At 72.6% G+C, this 24,396-nt stretch carries 6 protein-coding genes; 4 read left to right on the top strand and 2 right to left on the bottom strand.

All coding sequences use genetic code 11. The annotated features are described in order from the left end of the window. Positions 1 to 63 precede the first annotated feature (63 nt). Together B1H29_RS06445 and B1H29_RS06440 are read right to left on the bottom strand one after the other, a co-directional pair. Positions 64 to 879 (bottom strand): SAM-dependent methyltransferase, encoded by an 816-nt coding sequence (locus tag B1H29_RS06445; protein WP_055419309.1) that lies wholly within the window; start codon positions 877 to 879, stop codon positions 64 to 66. Positions 880 to 997: 118 nt separating this feature from the next. Continuing rightward, positions 998 to 1,861, bottom strand: coding sequence for a helix-turn-helix domain-containing protein (locus tag B1H29_RS06440; RefSeq protein ID WP_055419308.1), 864 nt, complete (start codon positions 1,859 to 1,861; stop codon positions 998 to 1,000). A gap of 1,270 nt (positions 1,862 to 3,131) precedes the next feature. Here B1H29_RS06440 and B1H29_RS06430 point away from each other — a divergent pair. The 4 genes from B1H29_RS06430 (at position 3,132) to B1H29_RS06415 (ending at position 24,356) form a co-directional block, all read left to right on the top strand. Then, positions 3,132 to 3,860 carry a 4'-phosphopantetheinyl transferase family protein gene (locus B1H29_RS06430; protein ID WP_063787507.1) on the top strand — a complete coding sequence of 243 codons (729 nt, stop codon included), beginning with the start codon at positions 3,132 to 3,134 and terminating at the stop codon, positions 3,858 to 3,860. Then, positions 3,857 to 12,805 carry an SDR family NAD(P)-dependent oxidoreductase gene (locus B1H29_RS06425; protein WP_079160058.1) on the top strand — a complete coding sequence of 2,983 codons (8,949 nt, stop codon included), beginning with the start codon at positions 3,857 to 3,859 and terminating at the stop codon, positions 12,803 to 12,805. Before B1H29_RS06430 ends, B1H29_RS06425 begins: the two co-directional genes overlap by 4 nt. A 15-nt stretch (positions 12,806 to 12,820) precedes the next feature. Next, positions 12,821 to 23,356 (top strand): non-ribosomal peptide synthetase, encoded by a 10,536-nt coding sequence (locus B1H29_RS06420; RefSeq protein WP_079160057.1) that lies wholly within the window; start codon positions 12,821 to 12,823, stop codon positions 23,354 to 23,356. A gap of 253 nt (positions 23,357 to 23,609) precedes the next feature. Further along, complete coding sequence (locus B1H29_RS06415) at positions 23,610 to 24,356, top strand: SDR family NAD(P)-dependent oxidoreductase (RefSeq protein ID WP_055419306.1); 747 nt, start codon at positions 23,610 to 23,612, stop codon at positions 24,354 to 24,356. The last annotated feature ends 40 nt before the right edge of the window (positions 24,357 to 24,396 follow it).

The following is a 24,396-nucleotide window of genomic DNA, read 5'->3' as shown; positions in this document are numbered from 1 at the left end:
AGGGGCGGGCGCGGGAGCGCACCCGTTCGCGGGGCCCGTACGGGTCAGGGCGGGCCGCCCGGGTCAGGCCTTGCGCGCCACCCCCGCGTACACCGGCACGATGCCCTCCGCCTGGGCCGCCACGTCCTGGGGGTCCGGCCGCCACCCGGTGACCGGGATGACGCCCGGGCCGAGCAGCTCCAGGCCGTCGAAGAAGCGGGAGAACTCGGCGAGGGAGCGCGGGTGGAACGAGGTGCCGCTGCGGGCGAACAGACCGGCGGCCTTGCCCACGGCTTCCGGATTCAGATCGGGCGTGACCTGGGAGAGGACCAGGTAGCTGCCGGGGGCCAGTACGTCGACGTACCGCTTCAGCAGGCCGTGCGCGTCGTCGCCGTCGGCCGCGTCACCGAGGTAGTGCGTCAGGGCCACCAGGGACAGGGCCACCGGCCGGCCGAAGTCCAGGGTCTCGCCCGCCAGCCGGAGAATGGTCTTCGGGTCGCGTACGTCCGCGTGCACGTACTCCGTCGCGCCCTCGGCGGAGCCGTGCAGCAGCGCCTCCGCGTGCCTGAGGACGATCGGGTCGTTGTCGGCGTAGACGACGCGCGCCTCGGGCGCCACCGACTGGGCCACCTGGTGGAGGTTCGGCTCGGTGGGGATACCGGTCCCGATGTCCAGGAACTGGCGGATCCCGGCCTCGGCGAGGGTGCGGACGGCCCGGTGCATGAACCGGCGGTTGGCCCGCGCCCCGCGGACCGCCGTGCCGTCCGCGGCGAGGATCTTCCGGGCCAGCTCCTCGTCCACCGGGTAGTTGTCCTTGCCGCCCAGCCACCAGTCGTAGACGCGGGCCGGGTGCGGCCGGCTGGTGTCGAGGGGGGCGGGGCCGGTGTGGGATCCGGTCATGCGGTGTCTCCTCGGGGCCTGGGGTGCCGCGGCTCGGTGCGCCGGGGCCTGGTGTCCGGGTGTGCAGGGGTGCGGGGGTGCGGGGGTGCGGGGGTGCGGGGGGTGCGGGGGTGCCGGGTCAGAACTTCTCGCGGTACTCGCGCAGTACCTTCTCGGTGCGCTGGGTCGAGGCGGCACGTGCCGTCATGTGGTCCAGGACCTCCAGGTGCGCGGAGACCTCCGCGCGGGAGTCCAGGTACAGGGCACCGGTCAGGTACTCGGTGAAGACCATGTCGGGCAGCTCCGGCTCCGCGAACCGGAAGAGCGTGAACGGCGCGTACGTCCCGGGGTGCGGCCCGTCCTCGAACTCGGCGACCTGCAAAGTCACCCGGTCCCGCGTCCCGAACTCCAGCAGCTTGTCGAGTTGGTCGCGCATCACCCGGCCGTCGATGCTCACCGGGCGGCGCAGCACCGTCTCGTCCATCACCACCCACAGGTGGGGCGGGTCCGCGCCCTCCAGCAGCCGCTGCCGCTCCATGCGCAGGGACACGTGCCGCTCGACCGCGTCCCGGCCCGCGTTGCCGATCGTCCCGGCCTCCAGGACCGCGCGTGCGTAGCCCTCGGTCTGCAACAGCCCCGGTACGAAGTGCGGCTCGTAGGAGCGGACGATCCGTGCCGCGCCCTCGAGGCTCACGTACATGCTGAACCAGTCCGGCAGCACGTCGTGGTACCGCTGCCACCAGCCCGGTTGATTCGCCTCCTCGGCCAGCGTGATGAACGCCGAGACCTCGTCCGCGGGCACTCCGTAAGCCGTCAACAGAATCTGGACGTACGGTATTTTCAGTGCAACCTCGGCCGTTTCCATGCGCCGCACGGTCGCCGGGGCCACCCGGAGGACCTTGGCGGCCTCCTCACGCTTGAGTCCCGCACCCTCCCGGAGCTCCTGCAGCCGTCTGCCCAGGACCACCTGGCCCACGGTGGGTGCGGCCCGCCGCTCACTCACGCCACGCCTCCCCAACGCGCCCAAGTCTCACCGCAGTCTGTCATGTTCCCCCGGCAGTCTCACAGGGGTGGCGGCGGGTCAACATCGTCACCGGCGGGGTAATCGACCTGTCACGCCCCGGCCGGCCCTCGGCGTGCGGACCGTCGTGGAGTCCGATCTCGCCTGGGCGGCGGTCAGTTGTGTCGCCTGGGCCTGTGGCTGACGCCCACCACGGCGGGCGCGGTGTGGACGGTGCTCCAGGCGCTCACCGTCACCGGTTTCGCGCTGCCGCAGTACGCGGCGCCGGGCACGCGTCGGCGCGGGGTGACTCCGGCGGGCGGGTCTCCTCGCCGACCCGGGTCGGGGGAAAACGCGTCTCGACAGGCCGGCCGCCGCCCGCGGGTAATCCTGGAAGGCGGCACTGAAGAATGCGCACTCGGCCCGCGTGGCGTCGAAAGCCAGAAGTTGAATGACGAACGGCCAGTAAGAAGTAGTGGGAGTTCACCACTCGCACAATCCCCGTTCACCCCCGCCCATCATGGTTGGATCCGCCCCCCGAGAGCTTCACAACCGTGATCGAATGGGAAGGGAGCCTAGGCCATCGACTGCACGTCGTCAACCATGATCCGCCACTCAGAACAGCGGTGCCCACCGGCCTCGTCATGTGATGCGCCGGACGTCGTCCTGTTCGCGGTCACCGTCCACTGACGGGAAGTCCGCAGGTCCGTCGCGGCGGGCGGGGTCCGGGTCGAGGAATCGAGCTGCGCGATCTTCGGGAGACGGTTGACGGTCGTGATCAGCCAATCTAAGCTCTCGATTCGAATGGGGGAACGAGATGGGTAAGCCTGACATCGCATGGGCAGGGGGACGGCATCCCCGCGATTGCCCTTCTCCGGTTACCGGCTCTTGGTACCGGACATCCAAGGTGGCGATCCTGAGCGCGACTTGCCGGAATCCTCACGGCGGGACGCTGTAAGCCGCCAGGTCTGCCTCGCCTTTATCACGTAGAACACTGATCTGCGATCGCACAGCCTCCGCCTGGCCATGGCGTCACCTGTGTGAGTCCATTTCGCAGTCGCACAACGCACATCGACACGGGGGAAATACGCGTGCGCTCGCACATGCTCGGCCGTATGGATTTCGACGGCGAAGCCGACCATTGTCTTCGCGTCCGCTTGATGCCCGATAACAGCCCGCCGGCCTTCCGTCCGGCCGGCGGAGCAGGGACATTCGTCGAGCGCTCCTCGCCGACCACCTGGTAATCGGTCAAAGAACGGGGCTCGGGGGAGCAGTGATCGAGGAGATACTTCCCGTCGACGTGATGTCCGCCGAGGCATTCGACGACGACGCGGACATTCGTCTCTTCGCCGAGGAACGCGCGGCCGTCGCCGACGCCGTACCACGGCGTCGGCGGGAATTCGCGACGGTGCGACGGTGCGCTCGTACCGCGCTCGGTGAACTGGGAATACCGCCGGTTCCGCTGCCGCCCGGGAGGCAGCGTGCGCCGCGGTGGCCCGCCGGAGTGGTCGGCAGCATGACGCACTGCGCCGGATACCGCGCCGCCGCGGTGGCGCGGGCCAGCCGACTGCACTCCGTGGGCATCGACGCCGAGGAAAGCGCCCCGCTTCCCGGAGACCTGCTGGACCTGATCGCCCTGCCGGCCGAACGAGACCTCGTGGAACGGCTGGGCGCGCGAAGCGACGCGGTGCCATGGGACCGTCTGCTCTTCAGTTGCAAGGAGGCGGTCTTCAAGGTCTGGTTCCCCCTCACCCAGCGGATGCTGGGATTCGACGGGGCCCGGATCGACATCGACTCCGGTGGCTTCTTCTCCGCGCGGTTCCTGGTGCCCCCGCCCCAGGCGGCCGGGAATCCGGTCCCCCGGCTCACGGGGCGCTGGATGCACCGCGACGGGTTCATCCTGACAGCCATCGCTCTCCCCCTGTCCGTAGCCGAGACCCCGGTTCGCGCCACGCACACTCGGGCACCTTCGTGCGCCCTTTCTGGGACGGAAATCCGATGACCACATCTCCCGCGTTCGCCGAGACCTTCACCGTCACCGCCGACAACCCCCTGTTGCGCGGGCACGTCGTGTACGGCCGCAGCCTGCTGCCCGGTGTCGGCTACGTGGACCTGGTGCTCCAGGTGCTGGCCCGGCACGGACACCCCATGCCCGAGGTGGAGTTGCGCAACCTCACCATCCTCGCGCCGCTCGTCGCCGGGCCCGGTGAGGCCGTCCTGACCACCGTCGAGGGGCGCCCCGCCGCCGGCGGGGGATGGCGCATGGAGGTGCGCAGCCGTCGCGGTCAGGACACCACCGACGTGCTGCACGCCGTCGTCACCGCGCACCACCGCGGTCCCGTCACCTACACGGAGCGGCTCCCGCTGCCCGTCCAGGAGGCGACCCGGCGCACCACCATGGACGAGATCTACACCTGGTGCCGGGAGTACGACCTCTTCCACTCGGGCCTGATGAAGCTCGGCGGCGCGGTCCACCACCGCCCCGGCGACTGGATCGCCGAGCTGGAACTCGCTCCCGAACACCAGGCCTCCACCGGTGCGTTCCTCTTCCACCCCGCCCTCTTCGAAGCCGGGCTCCTCGGCGGCGGTGTCGCCCTGGGCATGCTGCACGGGGACAACGACGGCCCCGGCCTCTACCTCCCGCTGATGTTCGACCGGTTCCGCGCGGCCGGGCCGCTCGGCGGGCGCTGCTACGTCCGGGTGCCCGCCGACTCCGTCCGCCGCGACGACGAACTCATCCGTCTGGTCGTGGAGTTCTACGACGAGGCCGGTCGGAAGGTCGCCGAGGTCGGGCAGTTCGTCGCCAAGCGCATCCGGGCCGCCGGCGCGCTCGACGTCCGTGGTGACGCTCCCGTCGCGTCGGCGGTGCCCGTCTCCGGCCCTGTCGCGGTGCCGGTGGTGGAGTCGCTGTCCGTTTCCGCCGTGTTGCGGGAGTTGGTGGGTGCTCGGCTGGGTGTGGCGGTGGATGCGGTGGATGTGGGCGTGGGTTATTACGAGTTGGGGTTGGGGTCGGCTGATCTGTTGGCGTTGGTGGGGAAGTTGGAGGGGCGGCTGTCGGTGGAGTTGTCGCCGACGGTGATGTTCGAGCATCGGACGATCGCGGAGCTCGCGGCGTGGTTGGAGCCTCAGGTGCCTGCCGGTGCCGGTGCCGGTGGCGGTGCCGGTTCTGGAGCCGGTGCGGTGGCGGCAGCGTCGGCCGCGCACGCGCCCGCTCCCGCCGCGCCTGCTCCCGCCGTGCTCGCTCCCGCTCCCGCTCCCGCTCCCGCCGTGCCCGCTCCCGTCGCGCCCGCTCCCGCCGTGCCCGCTCCCGACGCGTCGGCGGTGCCCGTTTCCGGCCCTGTCGCGGTGCCGGTGGTGGAGTCGCTGTCCGTTTCCGCCGTGTTGCGGGAGTTGGTGGGTGCTCGGCTGGGTGTGGCGGTGGATGTGGTGGATGTGGGTGTGGGTTATTACGAGTTGGGGTTGGGGTCGGCTGATCTGTTGGCGTTGGTGGGGGAGTTGGAGGGGCGGCTGTCGGTGGAGTTGTCGCCGACGGTGATGTTCGAGCACCGGACGATCGCGGAGCTCGCGGCGTGGTTGGAGCCTCAGGTGCCTGCCGGTGCCGGTGCCGGTGCCGGTGCCGGTGCCGGTGCGGTGGCGGCAGCGCCGGCCGTGCACCCTCCCGCCGTGCCTGCTTCCGTGGCGCCTGCCGTGCCCGCTCCCGCCGCACCGTCCTTCCCCGCGCAGAGTCCCGCCGCCGAGGCTCCGGCCGAAACGGCCCCCGCTCCGACCGCCCCCGGCACCCCCGACTCCCTCGCCGGCGTACGCACCGCCCTCACCGAAGAGGTGGCGGCCCTGGTCGGGGTGCACCCCGACGATGTGCACCCCGACGCGGAGCTCGGCGAGTTCGGGCTGGACCTGGGCGGGCGCGCGCGGCTCGCCGAGCGGGTGAACGAGCGGTACGGGACGGCGCTGGTTGCGGGCGTCTTCGGCGAGCACCGCACGCTGCAGGCCATGGCGACCCACCTCGTCGGCGCCCACGGCGTCCGGAACGCGCCCGCCGCCCAGGCGGACTCGCCGAGTACCACCGCCCCGCGGAGCCACCCGCTGCTCCAGCGGACCGTGCCCGGCGGCCCGGCGGACGAGGCGACGTACGAGACCCGCTTCGACGGCTCGGAACCGTATCTGCGCGACCACCGGATCCGCGGCGGCCGGGTGCTGCCGGGCGTAGCGCATCTGGAGATGGCGCGCGTGGCGGTCGCCCGGGCGCTGGGCCGGGAGGACACCGCCGCCGTCCGGCTGACCGACGTGGTGTGGCTCCGGGCCGCCGTGTACGGCCCCGACGGACTGACGCTGCGGGTGCGCGTGCGCACCGGCGGCAAGGTCTGCACGTACGAGATCCTCACCGTCGGAGCCGACGGTGGCACCACCCTGTGCGGCCAGGGCCGGGCGGCCCTGGCCGAGGATGCCACCGGGCGCACCCTGCCCCTCGCCGAACTGCGGGCCGCATGCACCGGGGCGACGTACACAGGTGAGCACGTCTACGGCGTCTACGACGGCCTCGGCCTGGCGTACGGCCCCTCGCAGCGGTCCCTGACCGAGCTGCGCACCGGCGGGGACGCGGAGGGCCGGCGCCAGGTCCTCGCCGAGCTGCGCCTGCCGGAGGCGGCCGAAGCGCTGCCCGGCGGCCTGCTGCACCCGAGCATCCTCGACGGCGCCCTCCAGAGCACCATCGGCCTGTGGCTGGGCGACGGCGGCTCGGCGGCGCTCGCGCTGCCGTTCGCCCTCACCCGCGCCGAGGCCCTCGCCGCCTCGCCCGCCCGGGCGTACGCCTGGATCCGCCACCGGCCCGGCGGCGGCACCGACCGGGCCTCCGCCCGGCTGGACGTCACCGTCCTGGACGAACGGGGCCGTGTGTGCGCGGAGCTGACCGGGCTCTCCAGCCGTCCGCTGCCCGCTGTCGAGCCCGTCCCGGAGCTCGAGACCGTCCCGACCGTCCCGACCGCCGGGACCGCCGGGACCGCCGGGGCACCCGCCGGGCCGGGGTCCGTGCGTCCCGGTGACATCGCGATCGTCGGTGTCAGCGGCCGGTATCCGGAGGCGGCCGACCTGGATGAGTTCTGGCAGAACTTGCGCGTGGGCCGGGACTGTGTCCGGGAGGTACCGGCCGATCGCTGGAACCGGGGGCGGTACGCGGAGGCGGGGGCCGGCGGCTGGGGTGGCTTCCTGGACGACATCGACCGGTTCGACCCGCTGTTCTTCCAGATCTCGCTGCTGGAGGCCGACTACCTCGACCCGCAGGAGCGGCTGTTCCTGCAGTGCGCTCACCACACCCTGGAGGATGCCGGATACACCGCCGACCGGCTCTCGCGCGGCGCGAAGGTCGGTGTGTTCGTCGGTGTGATGTACCAGGAGTACCAGCTCCTGGGGGCCCAGGCGCAGGAGCGCGGGGAGCCCGCGGCCCTGTGGGGCAGCGCTTCCACGGTCGCCAACCGGGTGTCGTACTTCTACGACTTCCACGGACCGAGCCTGGCCGTGGACACCATGTGCTCGTCCAGTCTCACCGCCATCCATCTGGCCTGTGAGGCCATCCGCAGCGGTCAGTGCGACACCGCGCTCGCGGGCGGTGTCAACCTCACCCCGCATCCCAACAAGCACCTGGTGCTCGGGCAGCGCAAGTTCCTCTCCAGTGACGGCCGGTGCCGCAGCTTCGGCGAGGGCGGCGACGGTTACGTACCCGGCGAGGGCGTCGGCGCCGTCCTCCTCAAGCCACTGGAGCGGGCCGTCGCCGACGGCGACCAGATCCACGGGGTCATCAAGGGAACGGCCGTGAACCACGGCGGGCGCACCTCGGGCTACTCGGTGCCGACCCCGGTGGCGCAGGGCGAGGTCATCGCGGACGCGCTCGCCGCCGCCGGTGTCGAGGCACGCTCCCTGAGCTACCTCGAAGCGCACGGCACCGGTACGTCCCTCGGCGACCCGATCGAGGTCAGCGGCCTGGAACAGGCCTTCCGCCGCGCGGGCGGCGCACCGGAGCAGCTCGCCGTCGGCTCCGTGAAGTCCAACATCGGACACCTGGAGTCCGCCGCCGGCATCGCCGCGCTCACCAAGGTGCTGCTCCAGCTCCGCCACGGCGAACTCGTGCCGAGCCTGCACTCCGCGACCCTCAACCCGCACATCGACTTCGACCGCACCCCGCTGCGCGTCCAGCGGACCCTGGAGCCCTGGCACCGGCCCGCGCCTCAGGGCCGTACCCTGCCCCGCGTCGCCGGGGTCTCCAGCTTCGGCGGCGGCGGCTCCAACGCCCATCTCGTCATCGCCGAGTACCAGCCACCCGCCCGCCCCGCGGTCGCGTCGGCCGACGGCCGCCCGGCGCTGCTGGTGCTCTCCGCCAAGAGCGAGGCCCAGCTAGTCGAGCAGGCCCGTCGTCTGCACGCCCGGCTCGGCCGGCTGACCGACGCCGACCTCTGGGCCGCAACGTGGACCCTGCAGACCGGACGCATGGCTCTGGAGGAGCGTCTCGCCCTCGCCGTGACCTCTCTCGCCGAGGCCCGCGAACGGCTCGCCGCCTTCGCCACCGACCCCGCCGCGAGGGGCCCCTGGTACCGGGGTACCGTCCGCCCCGGCCGGCCCGCCGACGCCCCGGCGGAACGCGCCGCCCTGGACGCCTGGACCCGGCACGGGGCCCCCGAGGAGCTGCTCGCGGGATGGGCCGACGGCGCCGAGGTGCGCTGGGAGGACGCCTGGCCGGCCGGCAGCGCCGTGCGCCGCATCAGCCTTCCGGGTTACCCCTTCGCCCGCGAACGCTGCTGGTTCGACCTCGACACCGAAGGCGCACCCCACCGACCCGCACCGGCCGCCGGCTCCCCGGCCGCCGAGGGCGACATCCCTGACGTCGTGCTCCTGCGACCCGAATGGGCCGAGCGGCAGGCCACGGCCGGGGCGGCGGGCGTTTCCGCACAACGGCACGTCGTGGTGCTCGGCCGGCTCACCGCCGACGCACGCGACACCCTGCGGGCCGCCCTGCCCGCCGGGACCGAGTGCACCTTCCTCGCACCGGCGGACGCATCGCCGGACCGGCAGTACGCCGATGCCGTGCGGCAGGTGTTCACGCTGACCCGGCGGCTGCTGGAGCGGGGCGTGCGCCGGCCCACGCTGCTCCAGGTGGCGGCCGTCGGCGACGGCGACCGGCCGGTCTGGTTCAGCGGCCTGGGCGCGCTGCTGCGCACGGCCCACCTGGAGAACCCCAAGCTGCGCACCCAGTACCTGGAGTGCCTGGACGGCGCCTCACCCGCCACCGTCGCCGCCCGCCTCACCAGCGAGGCCACCACCGACCCCGAGCCGGAGGTGCGCCACCACGACGGCCGGCGCCTGATCCGCCGCTTCACCGAGGTCACCGGGGCCCGGGCCGCCGCCGCGCCCTGGCGGGAGGGCGGTGTCTACCTCATCACCGGCGGCATCGGCGGACTCGGTCTGATCACGGCCCGCGACATCGCGGCCGCCGTCGGCCGCGCCACCGTGGTCCTCACCGGGCGCTCGCCACTGACCGAGGAGCGGCGCGCCGCTCTGGACGCCCTGCGCACCACCGGCCTGACCGTCAGGTACGAGGCCGTCGACGTCACCGACCGGGACGCCCTTGCCGCCCTACTGGCCCGCATCACCGACGAACACGGCGCGCTGACCGGCGTGCTGCACGCCGCCGGCGTCGTCCACGACAACTTCGTCGTCCGCAAGAGCGCCGAGGAACTCGACCGGGTCCTCGCCCCCAAGGTCGCCGGACTCGTCCACCTGGACGAGCTGACCCAGGAGCAGCCGCTGGAGCTGTTCGTCTGCTTCTCGTCTCTCGCCGGCGCCTTCGGCAACCCGGGGCAGAGCGACTACGCCGCCGCCAACGCCTTCATGGACGCCTACGCCGCCCACCGCGACCGGCTCGTCGGCGCGGGCCTGCGCAGCGGCCGTACCGTGTCCGTCAACTGGCCGCTGTGGGACGAGGGCGGCATGGGCACCGAGGGCCCCGTCCGCGAGCAGTTGCGCGCACTGGGCCTCGCCCCCCTCGACACGCGGCGTGGCCTCGCCGCCCTGCGTCAGGCCCTGGCCGGCGCCGAGGGCGGCGTCACGGACGGCAGGCTGCTGGTGGTGGCGGGCGACCGCGAGGCGCTGCTGAGCCGGCTGACCGAGCGCGCCGGGGAGTCGGCACCGCAGACCGCCGTACCGCAGACCGCCGCAGCGGAGACTGCCGTACCGCAGAACGCCGCAGCGGAGACTGCCGTACCGCAGAACGCCGCGGCGCAGACCGCCGTACCGCAGAACGCCGCAGCGGAGACCGCCGTACCGCAGAACCCCGCGGCGCGGACCACGACGGATGCGGCACCGCAGGCCCCCGCGCCCGCCCCGGTGGCCGGCGGCGGATCCGCGCCGTCCGTCGAGGACCGTGCCGTGGCGCACCTCAGGCGCGTGCTGGCCGCGGCCCTCAAGCTCGGGCCCGAGCGCCTCGACCCCGACACACCGCTGGAGCGGTACGGCATGGACTCCGTGCTCGCCGTGACCATGGTCCAGCCGCTGGAGGACACCTTCGGGCCGCTGTCGCGCACGCTGCTCTTCGAGGTGCGGACGGTGCGCGGTCTGGCCCGGTACCTCGCCGACGAGCACGGGCAGGCGCTGCGCGCACTCGTCGGCGAGGCGGCACCCGAGGCCCCTCGGGCGCGGACCGCCGCACCCGTAACGGCCAGGACGGACTCCACCGCCCCCGCTCCCGTTCCCGCTTTGGCCCATGCCCCGGCCCAGGCTCCGACGGACCGGGACATCGCCGTCATCGGTATCGGCGGGCGCTACCCGCACGCCGACGACCTGGAGGAGTTCTGGGCCGTGCTGCGCGAGGGCCGGGATTGCGTCACCGAGGTCCCCGGCGACCGCTGGAAGACCGAGGGCGGCGCCCGGTACGGCGCCTTCCTCGACGGCATCGACCGGTTCGACCCGCTGCACTTCGGCATCTCGCCCCGCGAGGCGGCCGCGATGGACCCGCAGCAGCGGCTGTTCCTGGAGACCGTCTGGCACCTGCTCGAACAGGGCGGCGTCACCCAGGAGGTGATCGAGCGCCGCTACGGCCGGCGTGTCGGCGTGTACGTCGGCGCCGCCTACCAGATGTACCGGGCGGACACCTCCGAACCGGTGCTCGCCGCGCTCACCTCGTCCGCCTCGTACAACCTGATAGCCAACCGCGTCTCGCACTTCTTCGGCCTCGAAGGCCCGAGCCTCGCCGTGGACAGCATGTGCACCTCCTCGGCGATGGCCGTCCACCTCGCCTGCGCCGACCTGCTGCGCGGCGAGTGCGAGCTGGCCGTCGCGGGCGGGGTCAACCTGACCGTCCACGAGGACAAGTACGTGGCGCTCTCGGAGATGCAACTGCTCGGCACCCACCCGGGCAGCCGCAGCTTCCGCGACGGCGACGGCTACCTGCCCGCCGAGGCGGTCGGCGCGGTCCTGCTCAAGCCGCTGGACGCGGCGCTGCGCGACGGCGACACCGTCCTCGCGGTCCTCAAGAGCACGTCCTCGCTGCACGGAGGCCGCTCCAACGGCTTCATGACGCCCAGCCACCGCACCCAGGTCGCGGCCATGCGCCGGGCGCTGGAGCGGGCCGGCGCCGAACCCGGCTCCATCGGCTACGTCGAGTCCGCCGCCAACGGCACCGCCTTCTCCGACGAGGTCGAACTGCGCGCCCTGCGTGAGGTGTTCACCGGCGTCACCACGCCGGTGCCGGTCGGCGCCGTGAAGTCGAACCTCGGGCACCCCGAGGCGGCCTCCGGCATCGCCCAGCTCACCAAGGTCGTCCTGCAGCTCCAGCACGGCCGGATAGCTCCGCTCGTGGCAGCCGGCACCGCCAACCCGCGCCTGGACCTGGACGGTTCGCCGCTCGAGCTGTGCGACCGGCTGACCGACTGGGAGCCGCGCGGCGGTACGGACACCGGCGGCCCCTCCCGGCCCCGCCGCGCCCTCATCAACTGTGTCGCCGCGGGCGGCTCGCACGTCAGCATGGTCGTGGAGGCACCGCCGGCCGCGGCCGAGGCCGGGCCCGCCACCCCGGACACCGCGCCGCAGGTCGTCGTGGTCTCCGCCCGGACCGAGGAACGCCTGCGCACGGCGGTACGGCGCCTGCTCGACCACCTGGCGGACCTGCCCGGCGAGGACGGCACCGGCTCCCACGTGAGCCTCGCGGACATCGCGTACACCACGCAACTGGGCCGCGAGCCGCTGGCCGAGCGCCTCGCCGTGGTCGCCGCCGACCGAGCCGAACTGGCCCGGGCGCTCGCCGACCACCTGGCGGGCACCCCCACGGCGGCACCCGTGTACCGGGGCAACGCCGACGACGACGCCGGACCCTGGACCTCCGTCCTGTCCGGCGCCCGGAGCCGGGCCTTCCTCGCCGGGCTCGCCGAGGACCGGGCCCTGGAGGAACTGGCCGCCCTCTGGGTGCGCGGGGTCCGGGTGCCCTGGAGCGCGCTGCACACCGGGCGGCGCCGGATGGCGCCGCTGCCGGCCACCGCGTTCGAGGCGGGCAGCTACTGGGTCGGCCGCGACGCGCAGGCGGCCGTACCGCACACGAGGGCACCGGAACCCGTGCCGCCCGCCGACGCCGCCACCGACGCCGAGCAGGTCATGGGGCAGGCCTGGGCCGACGTCCTCCAGGTCGACGCGGCCACGCTGACCGCACGGACCGACTTCTTCTCGCTCGGCGGCAACTCGCTGCTGGCCACCCGGCTGATCAACCTGCTCAAGGAACGGGCGGGCGTCGAGCTGCCGGTCGAGGCGGTCTTCGCCGCCCCGCGCCTGTCCGACATGGCCGGGGAACTGCGCCAACGGCTCCTCGTGGCCGGGGACACGAGCAGACCCGAGCTGGATCTGATCCTCGAAAGCATGGCCCTCGTCGAGCACATGAGCGACGAGGAGCTGGACGCGCTGGACACCGAGAGCTGAGGCAGGGGGACGACGATGGGCACCACCACGCAGGACACCGGCCTTGATCTCATCCGCAGGATCCGTTCCCTGCCGAAGAAGCGGCAGCGCGCCCTGATCGCGCTGCTGCGCAAGCAGGGCGTCGACCTCTCCGCGCTCGAGACCATTCCCCGGCTGCCCCGGACCGACGGCACACCCGTGCCGCTGTCCTTCACCCAGCAGCGGCTGTGGTTCCTCGCCCAACTGGACGGCACCAGCGCCGCCTACAACATCCCGATGGCGATGCGGCTGCGAGGCCGCCTCGACCGTCCGGCGCTGCTGCGCGCCCTGGCGGCCGTCGTCCAGCGGCACGAGGTGCTGCGCACCCGCTTCACCGACGTCGGCGGCGTACCGCGCCAGGTCATCGGCGACGGCGGCGACTTCACGGTCGCCGAGGAGGAGCTGACCGACCCGGCGCGGCTCACCGCGATCTGCCGCGAGGAGGCCGCCGCCCCGTTCGACCTGGAGCGCGGACCCCTGATCCGGGTACGGCTGCTGCGGCAGTCGGAGCAGGAACACCACCTGCTCGTCACCACGCACCACAGCGTGTCCGACGGCTGGTCGGTCGGCGTGTTCTTCCGCGACCTGGTCGCTCTGTACGAGGCGTTCCGCGCGGGCCGCCCCGACCCGCTGGAGCCGCTGGCCGTGCAGTACGCGGACTACGCGCACTGGCAGCGTGAGCGGCTCGCCGGTGACCTGCACGACCGGCAGACGGACTACTGGAAGCGCCAACTGGCCGGGATCGACCCGCGGCTGACGCTGCCCGTCGACCGGGAGCGCCCGCGGCTGAAGACCTACACGGGGGCAGGCGAGAACTTCACCTGCCCGGCGGAACTGCTGAGCGCCCTGCGCGACGTCGCCAAGGTCCACGAGGCCACGCTCTACATGACCCTGCTGGCCGCCTACACCGTCGTCCTCAACCGCTACACCCGCCAGACGGACATCGCCGTCGGCACGGTCGTCGCAGGCCGCGGGCGACGCGAGCTCGAGGACCTCGTCGGCTTCTTCGCCAACACCCTGGTGATGCGCGCGGACCTCGCGGGCGACCCGGACTTCCGCGACCTGCTGGCCCAGGTGAAGCAGACCGCCCTGGAGGCCTACGAGCATCAGGAAGTCCCCTTCGAGGCGGTCGTGGAGTCCCTGGACACCGAGCGCAGCCTCGCCCACTCGCCCGTCTTCCAGACGATGTTCGTCCTCCAGGAGGCACAGACCCGACGGGACGCCACCCTCGGCGGCCTCGAGGTCTCCCCGGTCGACGTCGACCTCAGCTTCACCAAGTTCGACCTGACGCTCGACCTGCGGGAGACCCCCGACGGACTGGTCGGCACCGTCGAGTACAACCCCGACCTGTACGACCGCGCGACCATCCGGCGCTTCATCGGCCACTACACCCGGCTGCTCGCCGCCGTCGCCGACGATCCGGCGCTGCCCGTGTCCCGGCTCGCCATGATCGACGCCGAGGAGCGTCGCCAGGTGGTCGAGGAGTTCAACGACACCGGGCGCCCCTTCAGCGACGACCGGTGCCTGCACGAACTCTTCGAGGAGCGGGTGGCCCGGCACCCCGGGCGCACCGCCCTGGTCACCACCGACCGCTCGTGGACGTACGCCGAACTCGACGCCTGGGCCGGCCGGATCGCCCGCGGACTGCGCCACCTCGGCGTCGGACCGGACACGCTGGTCGGTCTGCACGCCGAGCGTTCCGCCGAGATGGTCGCGGGCATCCTGGGCACCCTGAAGGCCGGGGGCGCCTACATGCCGGTCGAGCCGTCCTACCCGGCGGCCCGCCGCACCGGCCTCGTGGACCAGACCGGTGTCACCGTCGTCCTCACCCAGCCGCACCTGGACGCCGAACCGCTGCACGGCGTCGAGCACCTGCTCGTCCTGCACCCCGACGGCACCCTGCGCGACCGGGCGGGCGCGGACGTCCTCGACGCGCGCGACGCGGACGCCCCCACGGCCGAACCGGAGGTGCGCGCGGGCCACTTGGCCTACGTGATCCACACCTCCGGTTCCACGGGCCGCCCCAAGGGCGTGATGATCGAGCACCGGGCGGCGGTCAACCGCATCGAGTGGATGCAGAACGAGTACCGGCTCACCGGTGACGACGTCGTCCTCCAGAAGACCCCCTACAGCTTCGACGTGTCCGTCTGGGAGTTCTTCTGGCCGCTGCTGTGCGGCGCCCGGCTCGCGATCGCCGCGCCCGGCGGTCACCGCGACCCCGCCTACCTGCTCTCCGCCGTCCGCGCGTTCGGCGTGACCACCCTGCACTTCGTGCCGTCGATGCTGCGCAGCATCGTCGAGGAGCCGGGCTGGGCGCGGTGCACGACCGTACGGCAGGTCTTCTGCAGCGGCGAGGCGCTGCCCGCGGACCTGTGCGCCCGCCACTACGAGCGGCACACCGCCCCGCTGCACAACCTGTACGGGCCCACCGAGGCGGCCGTCGACGTCAGCCACTGGACCGTCCCCGCCGAGGGCACCCCCCGCGTCGTGCCCATCGGCCGGCCGATCCAGAACATCCAACTGCACGTGCTCGACGATGCTCTCGCACCGCAGGGCGTCGGCTGCGTCGGCGAGCTGTACATCGCCGGCACGGGACTGGCCCGCGGCTACCTGCACCAGCCCGGGCTGACCCGGGAGCGGTTCGTGCCCAACCCGTTCGACGCCTCCCCCGACGCCCGCATGTACCGCACCGGCGACCTGGTGCGCCGACTGCCCGGCGGCGAACTGGAGTTCCTCGGCCGCGCCGACGACCAGGTCAAGGTGCGCGGCTTCCGCATCGAGCCGGGCGAGATCGAGCACCGGCTCACGGAACACCCCGCCGTCCGCTCCTCGGCCGTCCTGGTCCGTGAGGACCAGCCCGGCAGCCCCCGTTTGGTCGCCTACGTGGTGCCCGAACCCGGACACCCCCTCGCCGACCACCGCGCCGACCTGATCCGGCACCTCGAGGGTGCCCTGCCCGAGTACATGGTGCCGAGCGCGTTCGTCGAGCTCGACGCCCTGCCGGTGACCGCGCACGGCAAGCTGGACCGCCGTGCCCTGCCCGCCCCGGGCATCGACGCCTTCGCCCGGCGCGACTACGTCGCACCCGTCACCGACACCGAACGGCGCCTGGCCGACGTCTGCGCCGAACTCCTCGGCTTCGACGCCGACCGGGTCAGCGCCGAGGACAACTTCTTCGCCCTCGGCGGCCACTCCCTGATGATCACGGTGCTGGTGGCGCGGCTGAAGGACAGCGGCCTGCACGTCACCGTCCAGGACGTCTTCACCGCACCCACGCTGGCCGATCTCGCGGCGCGCGTCGACGCGGCCGGGACCGCGCCCGCGCACACCGTCCCGGCCAACCGGATACCGGAGGGCTGCGAGCGCCTCACCCCCGACCTGCTTCCACTGATCGACCTGACACAGGAGCAGATCGACACCGTCGTGGCCGCGGTGCCCGGCGGGGCCTTCGCCATCCAGGACGTCTACCCCCTGCTGCCCACGCAGGAGGGCATCCTCTTCCACCACCTGATGGACCCGGACAACGACCCGTATCTCGTCTCCACCCTCTACCGGGCCGACGACGAGCAGGCGTGCGCCCGGTTCATCGACGCGCTGCAGCGCATCGTCGACCGCCACGACGTCATGCGCACCGCCGTGCTCACCGCGGGCCTGCCCGAACCGGTCCAGGTCGTGCTCCGGGCCGCGCGGCTCCCCGTGCTGCGGACCAGGCTCGCCGCCGGCCGCGACCCCGAGGAGCAGGCGAGGGAACTGCTCGCGCGCCAGGAACGGATGCGCCTCGACAGCGCGCCGCTGCTGCGCCTGGTCGTCGCCGAGGAGCCGCACTCGCCGCGGCGCCACCTGCTCCTGACCGCCCACCATCTCATCGAGGACGCCACCTCCCTGCGGCTGATCCTGCACGAGCTGGCCGCGCACATGGCGGGCCGCGCCGACCTGCTGTCCACCCCGGCGCCCTACCGCGACTTCGTCTCCCACACCCTGGCCAGGCACACCGAGGACGACACGGTGGCCTACTTCCGGGCGGCCCTCGAGGACGTCACGGAGCCCACCGCGCCGTTCGGCCTCACCGACGTGCACGGCAACGGCCGTCGGGTCGGCCGGCTGCGCCGAGCGCTGCCCGAGCCCCTCGCACGCGACCTGCGCGCCCAGGCGCAGCGTCTGCGACTGAGCCCGGCCTGTCTCTTCCACGCGGCGTGGGCCTGCTTCGTCGCCGCCACCAGCGGGCGCGACGACGTGGTGTTCGGCGCCGTGATGTCCGGACGCCTGCAGGGCGTGCCCGGGGTGGAGCGCATGCTCGGCAACTTCATCAACACGCTCCCCCTGCGCACCCGGCTCGCCGGGCGGTCCGTGCGTGAGCTGCTCACGGACGTCGACACCGGACTGCGGGAACTGATCGCGCGGGAGCAGAGCCCTCTGAGCCTGGTCCAGCGGTGCAGCGGCCTGGAGGGCGACGCCCCGCTGTTCACCGCGGTGGTCAACTTCCGTCACTTCGAGGCGGAGCACGACGAGGAGCTGCCGCGCATCGACGACCACGGGGTGCGCTTTCGCGCGGCCGTGGACGCCATCAACTACCCCGTGACGGTGTCGCTCGACGACTTCGGCACCGAGCTGTCGCTCGACGTCCAGGTGGAGGAGACGGTCACCTGCGAGGCGGTGGCCGACTGCCTCGAGACCGCGTTGGCGGGCCTGGTCGACGCCCTCGCCACCGACGACGGGACCGGTACCGCCGCCCTGGACGTCGATGTCCTGCCGGCGGGCGACCGGCGGCGCCTGGCCGAGTGGAACGACACCGCGAAGCCCCTGCCGTACGAGACGCTGCCCGCCGCGTTCGAGGCGCAGGTCGCACGCACTCCGGACCGCACCGCGCTGGTCTTCGAGGGCCGCACCCTGACGTACGCGGAGCTGAACGCCCGTGCCAACCGGCTCGCGCACTGGCTGATCGAGCGGGGCGCCGGGCCCGGGCAGCGGGTCGCGATCCGGATGCCCCGCTCGTTCGACCTGGTGGTCGCCGTCCACGCCGTGGTGAAGACCGGAGCGGCGTACCTCCCCATGGAGACCGACCTCCCGGACGAGCGCGCGGAGCAGGTGCTCACCGACAGTGAGCCGCTGCTCGTGCTGGACGAACTGCCGGACACCACCGGCCGCCGGGACGACAACCCCCTGGTCCGGGTGGGCAGGGACGACGCCGCGTACGTGCTCTACACCTCGGGTTCCACGGGCAGGCCGAAGGGCGTGGTGATCCCCCACCGCGCGGGCCTGAACTGGACCGCGTGGAAGCAGGGGCACTACGGCATGAGCGGCGAGGACCGGATGCTGCTGAAGACGTCGGTGGGCTTCGACGTCTCGGTGCCCGAGCTGTTCTGGCCGCTCCAGGTCGGCGCGGCCGTGGTGATCGCCCGCCCCGACGGACAGAAGGACCCGGAGTACCTCGCCCGGCTGATCCGCGACGAGCGGGTCACCGACCTCCACTTCGTCCCGTCCATGCTGGCCGAGTTCCTGTCGGAACCGGCCGCGGAACACTGCACCGGCCTGCGCCGCGTGGAGACCGCGGGCGAGGCGCTGCCGGTCGAGCTCGCCGAACGGTTCGCACGCGTACTGCCGGACACCGAACTGCACAACCTGTACGGGCCCACCGAGGGCGGTCCCCTCACCGCCTGCCGCTACCGGTCCGAGCCCGGAGCGACGGCCGTGCCCATCGGCCCCCCGGTGTGGAACACCCGGGTGTACGTGCTGGACGAGGCGCTGCGACAGGTACCGCTCGGAGTGCCGGGTGAGCTGTACGTCTCCGGTGACGGCACGGCCTGCGGCTATCTGAACCGGCCGGACCTGACCGCCGAGCGGTTCGTGGCCAATCCGTTCGACCCCGGAACCCGCATGTACCGCACCGGCGACCTGGTCCGCTGGCGGGTGCGGGGCACGCTCGACTACCTCGGCCGTGTCGACGACCAGATCAAGGTGCGCGGCTTCCGCGTAGAGCCCGGTGAAGTCGCCAACGTGCTGCTCCAGCACCCCTCGGTGCACCGTGCCGTGGTCGTCCCGCAGGGGAGCGGTGCCGCCCGCACCCTCGCCGCCTACCTGAGCCCGACCCCCCAGTGGCTGCACACCGCCGCCCGGGAGGAGAACGCCGCCCACCTCGAACAGTGGCGGCAGGACTCCGAGGACCGGTACGCCCTCGGCACCGCGTCCGCCGACCCGGCAGCCGCCGAGGCAGTGGCCCGGCAGGTGGAGCGCATGGGCCCGAAGCGGGTGCTGGAGATCGGCTGCGGCGGGGGAGAGCTGCTCCTGCGCTACGCCGCGGGCCGCGCTTCGGTGCACGCGCTGGATCCGTCGGCCGCCGCGCTCGACGCGGCACGTCGCGAGGTGGCACGCCGCGGCTGGTCGCACGTCACCCTGACCCAGGGGGACGCACTGTCCGCGGCGGAGCTGTCCGGCGAGAAGTTCGACACGATCGTGCTCAACTCGGTGGTGCGGCACTTCCCGAACGAGGAGTACCTGGAAAAGGTGCTCGAGCTCCTGGTGCCGCTCCTGGAAGACGGTGGCGGCGTCCTCGTCGGCGGCGTCCGGAACCTGGATCTGTTCACCGCCGAGCTCTGCGCGGCCGAGCGGGATCGTCCGGAGCCCGCGGACACCGCCGACACGCCGGCCACCCGCGTGGCACGCGCCCGGCGCCAGGAGCGGGAACTGCTCGTCAGCCCGACGTACTTCGCCCGCCTGCCGGAGCGGCTCCCCGAGCTGGGGGCGGTCGACCTCGTCGTCGGGCGGGGCGAGGGCGCCGACGGGGCACTCGCCTACCGCTACGACGTGATCCTGCGCAAGGACGTCGCACCGGCCGTCCCCCTGCCGTGGCTGGAGGCCGCCTCCCCGGCGGAGCTGCGCGACCTGCTGGACGGCGAGGTCCCCGACCGGTTCGGGGTGAGCGGCTTGACGAACCCCCGTGTCACCGACGCCGTGCGCCTCGGCGCGGAGCTCGGGCAGCGGCCGCACGCCCGAGCGGCCGAGCCGCCGACGCCCCGGTCGCGGACCGCGGACGAGGTCCGCGAGCTCGAAGCCGTCCTCCGGCACGCCGAGGAACTCGGCTTCCAGGTGGCGGCCACCTGGTCACAGGACCGGCTCGACGGCCTCGACCTGGTGCTCGGCCGCGGCGAACTGCCCCGCGTACGGGCGCGTGAGCCCTACCGGGCGCCCGCCGCGACCAACCATCCGCAGCTCGGCCGCAGGGCGCCGTCACTGGCCCGCGCCCTCAAGGAGCACCTCTCCGCGCAGTTGCCGCACTACATGGTGCCCGGCGTGTTCGTGGTCCTCGACGAACTGCCGGTCACGCCGAACGGCAAGGTCGACAAGCGGGCCCTGCCGGCCCCGGACGAGGCCGACGTGACCAAGGAGCGGTACGTCGCCCCGCGGACCGAAGCCCAGCGCGCGCTGTGCGGGATCGTCGCCGACGTCCTCGGTCTCACCGAGGTCGGACTCCAGGACACCTTCTTCGATCTCGGCGGACACTCCCTGCTCGCGACCCGGCTCACCCTGCGGATCAAGAAGGAGACCGGCGCCGAGCTGCCGCTCCAGCTCATCTTCAGCGGGGCCACCGTCGAGGAGATGTCCGCCGTCCTGGAGCGGCCGGCGCAGCCGGAGAGCGGACCGTCGGCCCCGGCCGGGCCGGCGGCGGCCGGCGAGGCCGGGGAGCCGGGCCCGGCGCCCATCACGCTCCAGCAGCGCGATCTGTGGTTCCTCAACCGGCCCGCACACCTGGGAACGGCGCACGACAACGTCCAACTGGCGTTCCGGATCAACGGATCCCTGGACCGCGAGGCCTACGCGCGCGCCGTGGGGGCGCTGGTGGAACGGCATGCGGTGCTGCGCACCGGCTACACCCGGCACGACGGCACCTGGACCCAGAGCGTCCATCCCGCCGACGGCTTCGCGGTGCGGCCGGCGGCCGTCGACGAGGACGCGGTCACGCAGTGGCTGCGGGCCGAACGGCTGCGCCCCTTCGCGCCCGAGGACCCGTACGCGATCCGCGCACACCTGCTCACCGTCTCCGACGACCGGCACATCGGGGTACTGACCCGGCCCTGGGGCGTCTTCGACGGCTGGTCCGTGAACATCGTGCTGGCCGAACTGCTCGAGCTGTACCGCGCGCTCAGCCGGGGAAAGACCCCGGAACTGCCCGACCTTCCGCTGTCCTACGCGGAGTTCGCCCGCTGGCAGGCGCGCACGACCGACGCCGCGGAGCTCTCGCGCCAAGAGGGCTACTGGCGGCGGCAACTGGCCGGACTGCCCGCCTGCATGCCGCTGCGCACCGACTACGCACGATGCCCGGTCAAGACGTACCAGGGCGCGTCGGTGGAGTTCCAGGTCCCCGCCGACCTGCTGGACGGCCTGCGCCGGCTGAGCCAGGAGCAGGGGGCCACGCTCTACATGACCCTGCTGTCGGCCTTCGCCGTGCTGCTGGGCGGTCACACGGACGGCAGCGAACTGGTCGTCGGCACCGCGGTGTCGAACCGCCCGCGCAGTGAGCTGGAGAGCGTGGTCGGTTACTTCGTGAACCTGCTGGCGCTCCGCGTCGACGTGCCCGAGGACCGCTCCTTCCCCGATCTCCTGACGCGGACCCGGCACGTCACCACCGAGGCGCACGCACACAAGGACCTGCCGTTCCCGGACCTCGCCCGGGCCCTGGCGCCCACCCCCGAGCCGGGCTGCTCCCCGCTGTTCCAGGTGATGTTCAACCTGCTTCCCGCAGCCGCCCCCGGGTCCGGCGGTGACGCGGCGGACCTCGAGGTGCTGCCCATCCGTCCCACGACCACGACGACGAGGTACGACCTCAACCTCGTCGCGGAGGAAACGGCGTCGGGGCTGCGGGGCTACCTGGAGTTCAGCACCGACCTCTTCGCCCCGCGCACCGCCGAGCGCATGGCCCGCGCCTACGAGCGGCTGCTGGCGGAGATCGTCGCGTCCCCGCGATCGGACGTGGCCCACCTGCGCGCCGCGGCGACGAGCACGCCGGACTCACCGACGACGGCGAGCGCGTGCCCGGTCCGGCATCGGCCGGCCACCCCGGAACGACCGGCGCAGCCGGCACCCGCACCACCCGACGCGTCCGGCCCGCAGGACGCGGCCGGGCACGTAAGCAGCAGAAGGAGAGACGGCATCATGACCGCGAGCACTTCGACGGTTTCGGCACCCCCCACCATGACGGGGCACCCGCTGTTCGGGTCGCTGATGGACCTCCAGAAGGACACGCTGGGCACCTACCTCAAGGCGCTGCGCGACCACGGCGACGTGGTCCGGTTCACGGTGGGTCCGCCGGGGATGCGGGCGGAGTTCTACGGTGTGTTCTCGGCGGACGGCGCCCAGCAGGTGCTGGCGTCCTCGGCGCAGACCTTCTCCAAGGAGAACCGGTTTCTCGGGGAGCTGCGGCAGTCGTTCGGCAACGGGCTGCTCACCAGCATGGGGGACGAGTACCTGCGCCAGCGCCGCATGCTCCAGTCGTTGTTCACGCCGCGTCAGGTGAACGAGTACGGCTCGGAGATCACCGAGGAGACCGGCAGCCTCGTCGAGCGGTGGCGGACCGCGCCGGACGCGACCGTCGACGTGGCGGAGGAGATGACGGGGCACACGCTGCGCACGATCTCCCGCATCCTCTTCGGCCGGAAGAACGACGTGGACGCGATGGTCCCCACGGTGCAGCGGAACTTCCCGCTGATCAACGCCTACGCCGTCAAGCGGGCCTTCGCCCCGGTGAACCTGTCCCGGAAGGTGCCCACGCCGGGCAACCTGCGCGCCGCCAAGGCGCACCGTGAGCTGTACGAGGTGTGCGACGAGATCATCTCGGCCCGCCGCGCCGAGGACTCGGCCGTCCCGGCCGGCCGGAACGACATGCTCAGCCTGCTGGCGCGGGCGCACGACGACGAGGGCAACCCGATCAGTGCGGAGGAGACCCGGAACCAGGTCCTCGTCTTCCTCGTCACCGGTCACGAGTCCACCGCCACCACCCTGGGCCTCACGCTGCACCTCCTCGCCTGTCACCCCGAGGTGCAGGCCCGCGCCCACCAGGAGGTCGACAGCGTCCTGGGCGGTCGGGAGCCCGTCGCGGAGGACCTGGAGAAGCTCCCCTACCTGACGCAGGTGCTCAAGGAGACGCTCCGCCTCTACCCCGCCGCGCCGGCCCAGGGCCGCATCACCACCGAGGACGTGCGGGTCGGCTCGTACACCATTCCGGCCGGCGCCGATGTGGTGGTCAGCTCCGGCGTGGTCCAGCGCCGTCCCGACATCTGGGAGGACCCCGAGACGTTCGACCCGGACAGGTTCCTGCCGGAGCACGAGGCCGCGCGCCCCCGCTACGCCTGGTTCCCGTTCGGCGGCGGTCCGAGGGCGTGCATCGGCCAGCACCTGGCGATGCTGAACGCCACCCTCACTCTGAGCGTGCTGCTCCAGAACTACTCGTTCACCGCTGTCGACACCGATATCCCGCTGAACACCGGAATCACCCTGCGGCCCACCGGCCGGGTCCGCTGCAGGCTGACGCCGCGAAACTGACCGCACGGGCGGCCGTCATTTCCGGATGATGTGCCGCCCGGTGAAATCGGCCTTGCTGGAGCGAAAGTAATGGGGCTAGGGTGATCGAGACCTCTGAAATGGGCGCCGCATTTCCGCAGGCAACCTCCGCCGGCCCGCCGATGCCCGGCCGGTATTCCTATCCGTGACAACATCCCGCGGCTGATTCTTCGCGGGATCGTTGCAGGATCAGATGAATCTTCTTCCGGTGAGTCCGTCGATGCGTACAGGAGACATGAGGGTGCACAAGGAATTCGCGGTGGTCACCGGCGGTACCAAAGGTATCGGGCTCGCACTGAGCGGACGCCTGGTGTCGCTGGGGTACCGGGTCGTGGCGCTCTACCGGGGCGACAAGGAGTCCGCCGCCGTCGCCGAGCGCGAGTTCGGCGACTCCTTCCGGGCCGTGCGAGCCGACCTGGCGGACCGCGACGCGGTGGTCACGGTTTCGGAAGAGCTGCTCGCCGAGTACGGGGCGCCGAGGGTGCTGGTCAACAACGCCGGCCGGAACATCGACCGTCCCTTCCTCGACCTGTCGTTCGACGACTGGGACCAGGTCATCGCGGCCAACCTGTCCGCGCCGTTCTACCTCACGCGGGCGCTCGCGCCGAGGATGCTCGAGGCGGGCGGCGGATCGGTGGTGAACGTCGCGGCCACCACGGGGATCCGCCCGCGGCTGGACGGGCTGAACTACTGCGCCAGCAAGGCGGGTCTCCTGCACTTCACGAAATGCCTCGCGATGGAGCTGGCTCCGACCATTCGCGTCAACTCGCTCATCCCCGGAATGATCGACACCGAGGAGATGCGCACGCGATTTCGGACGAACGAAACGCACTACCGCGACAAGTTGCTCGATGAGATCCCGCAGCGGCGCATCGGAGATGTCGAAATGATGGCCGACGCGCTGGAATTCCTGATCGGGGAGAAATCCTCGTACGTCACCGGTCAGAAATTGATCGTGGACGGCGGACAGTTCATGTGGTGATTCTCGCGGCGAGCGCGAGAAGACCTCCACACTCCCATTT

Source organism: Streptomyces pactum, from assembly GCF_002005225.1.
GTDB classification, from domain to species: domain Bacteria; phylum Actinomycetota; class Actinomycetes; order Streptomycetales; family Streptomycetaceae; genus Streptomyces; species Streptomyces pactum_A.
The sequence above is the reverse complement of the archived record's forward strand: the minus strand, read 5'-3'. Positions and strand labels throughout refer to the sequence as shown.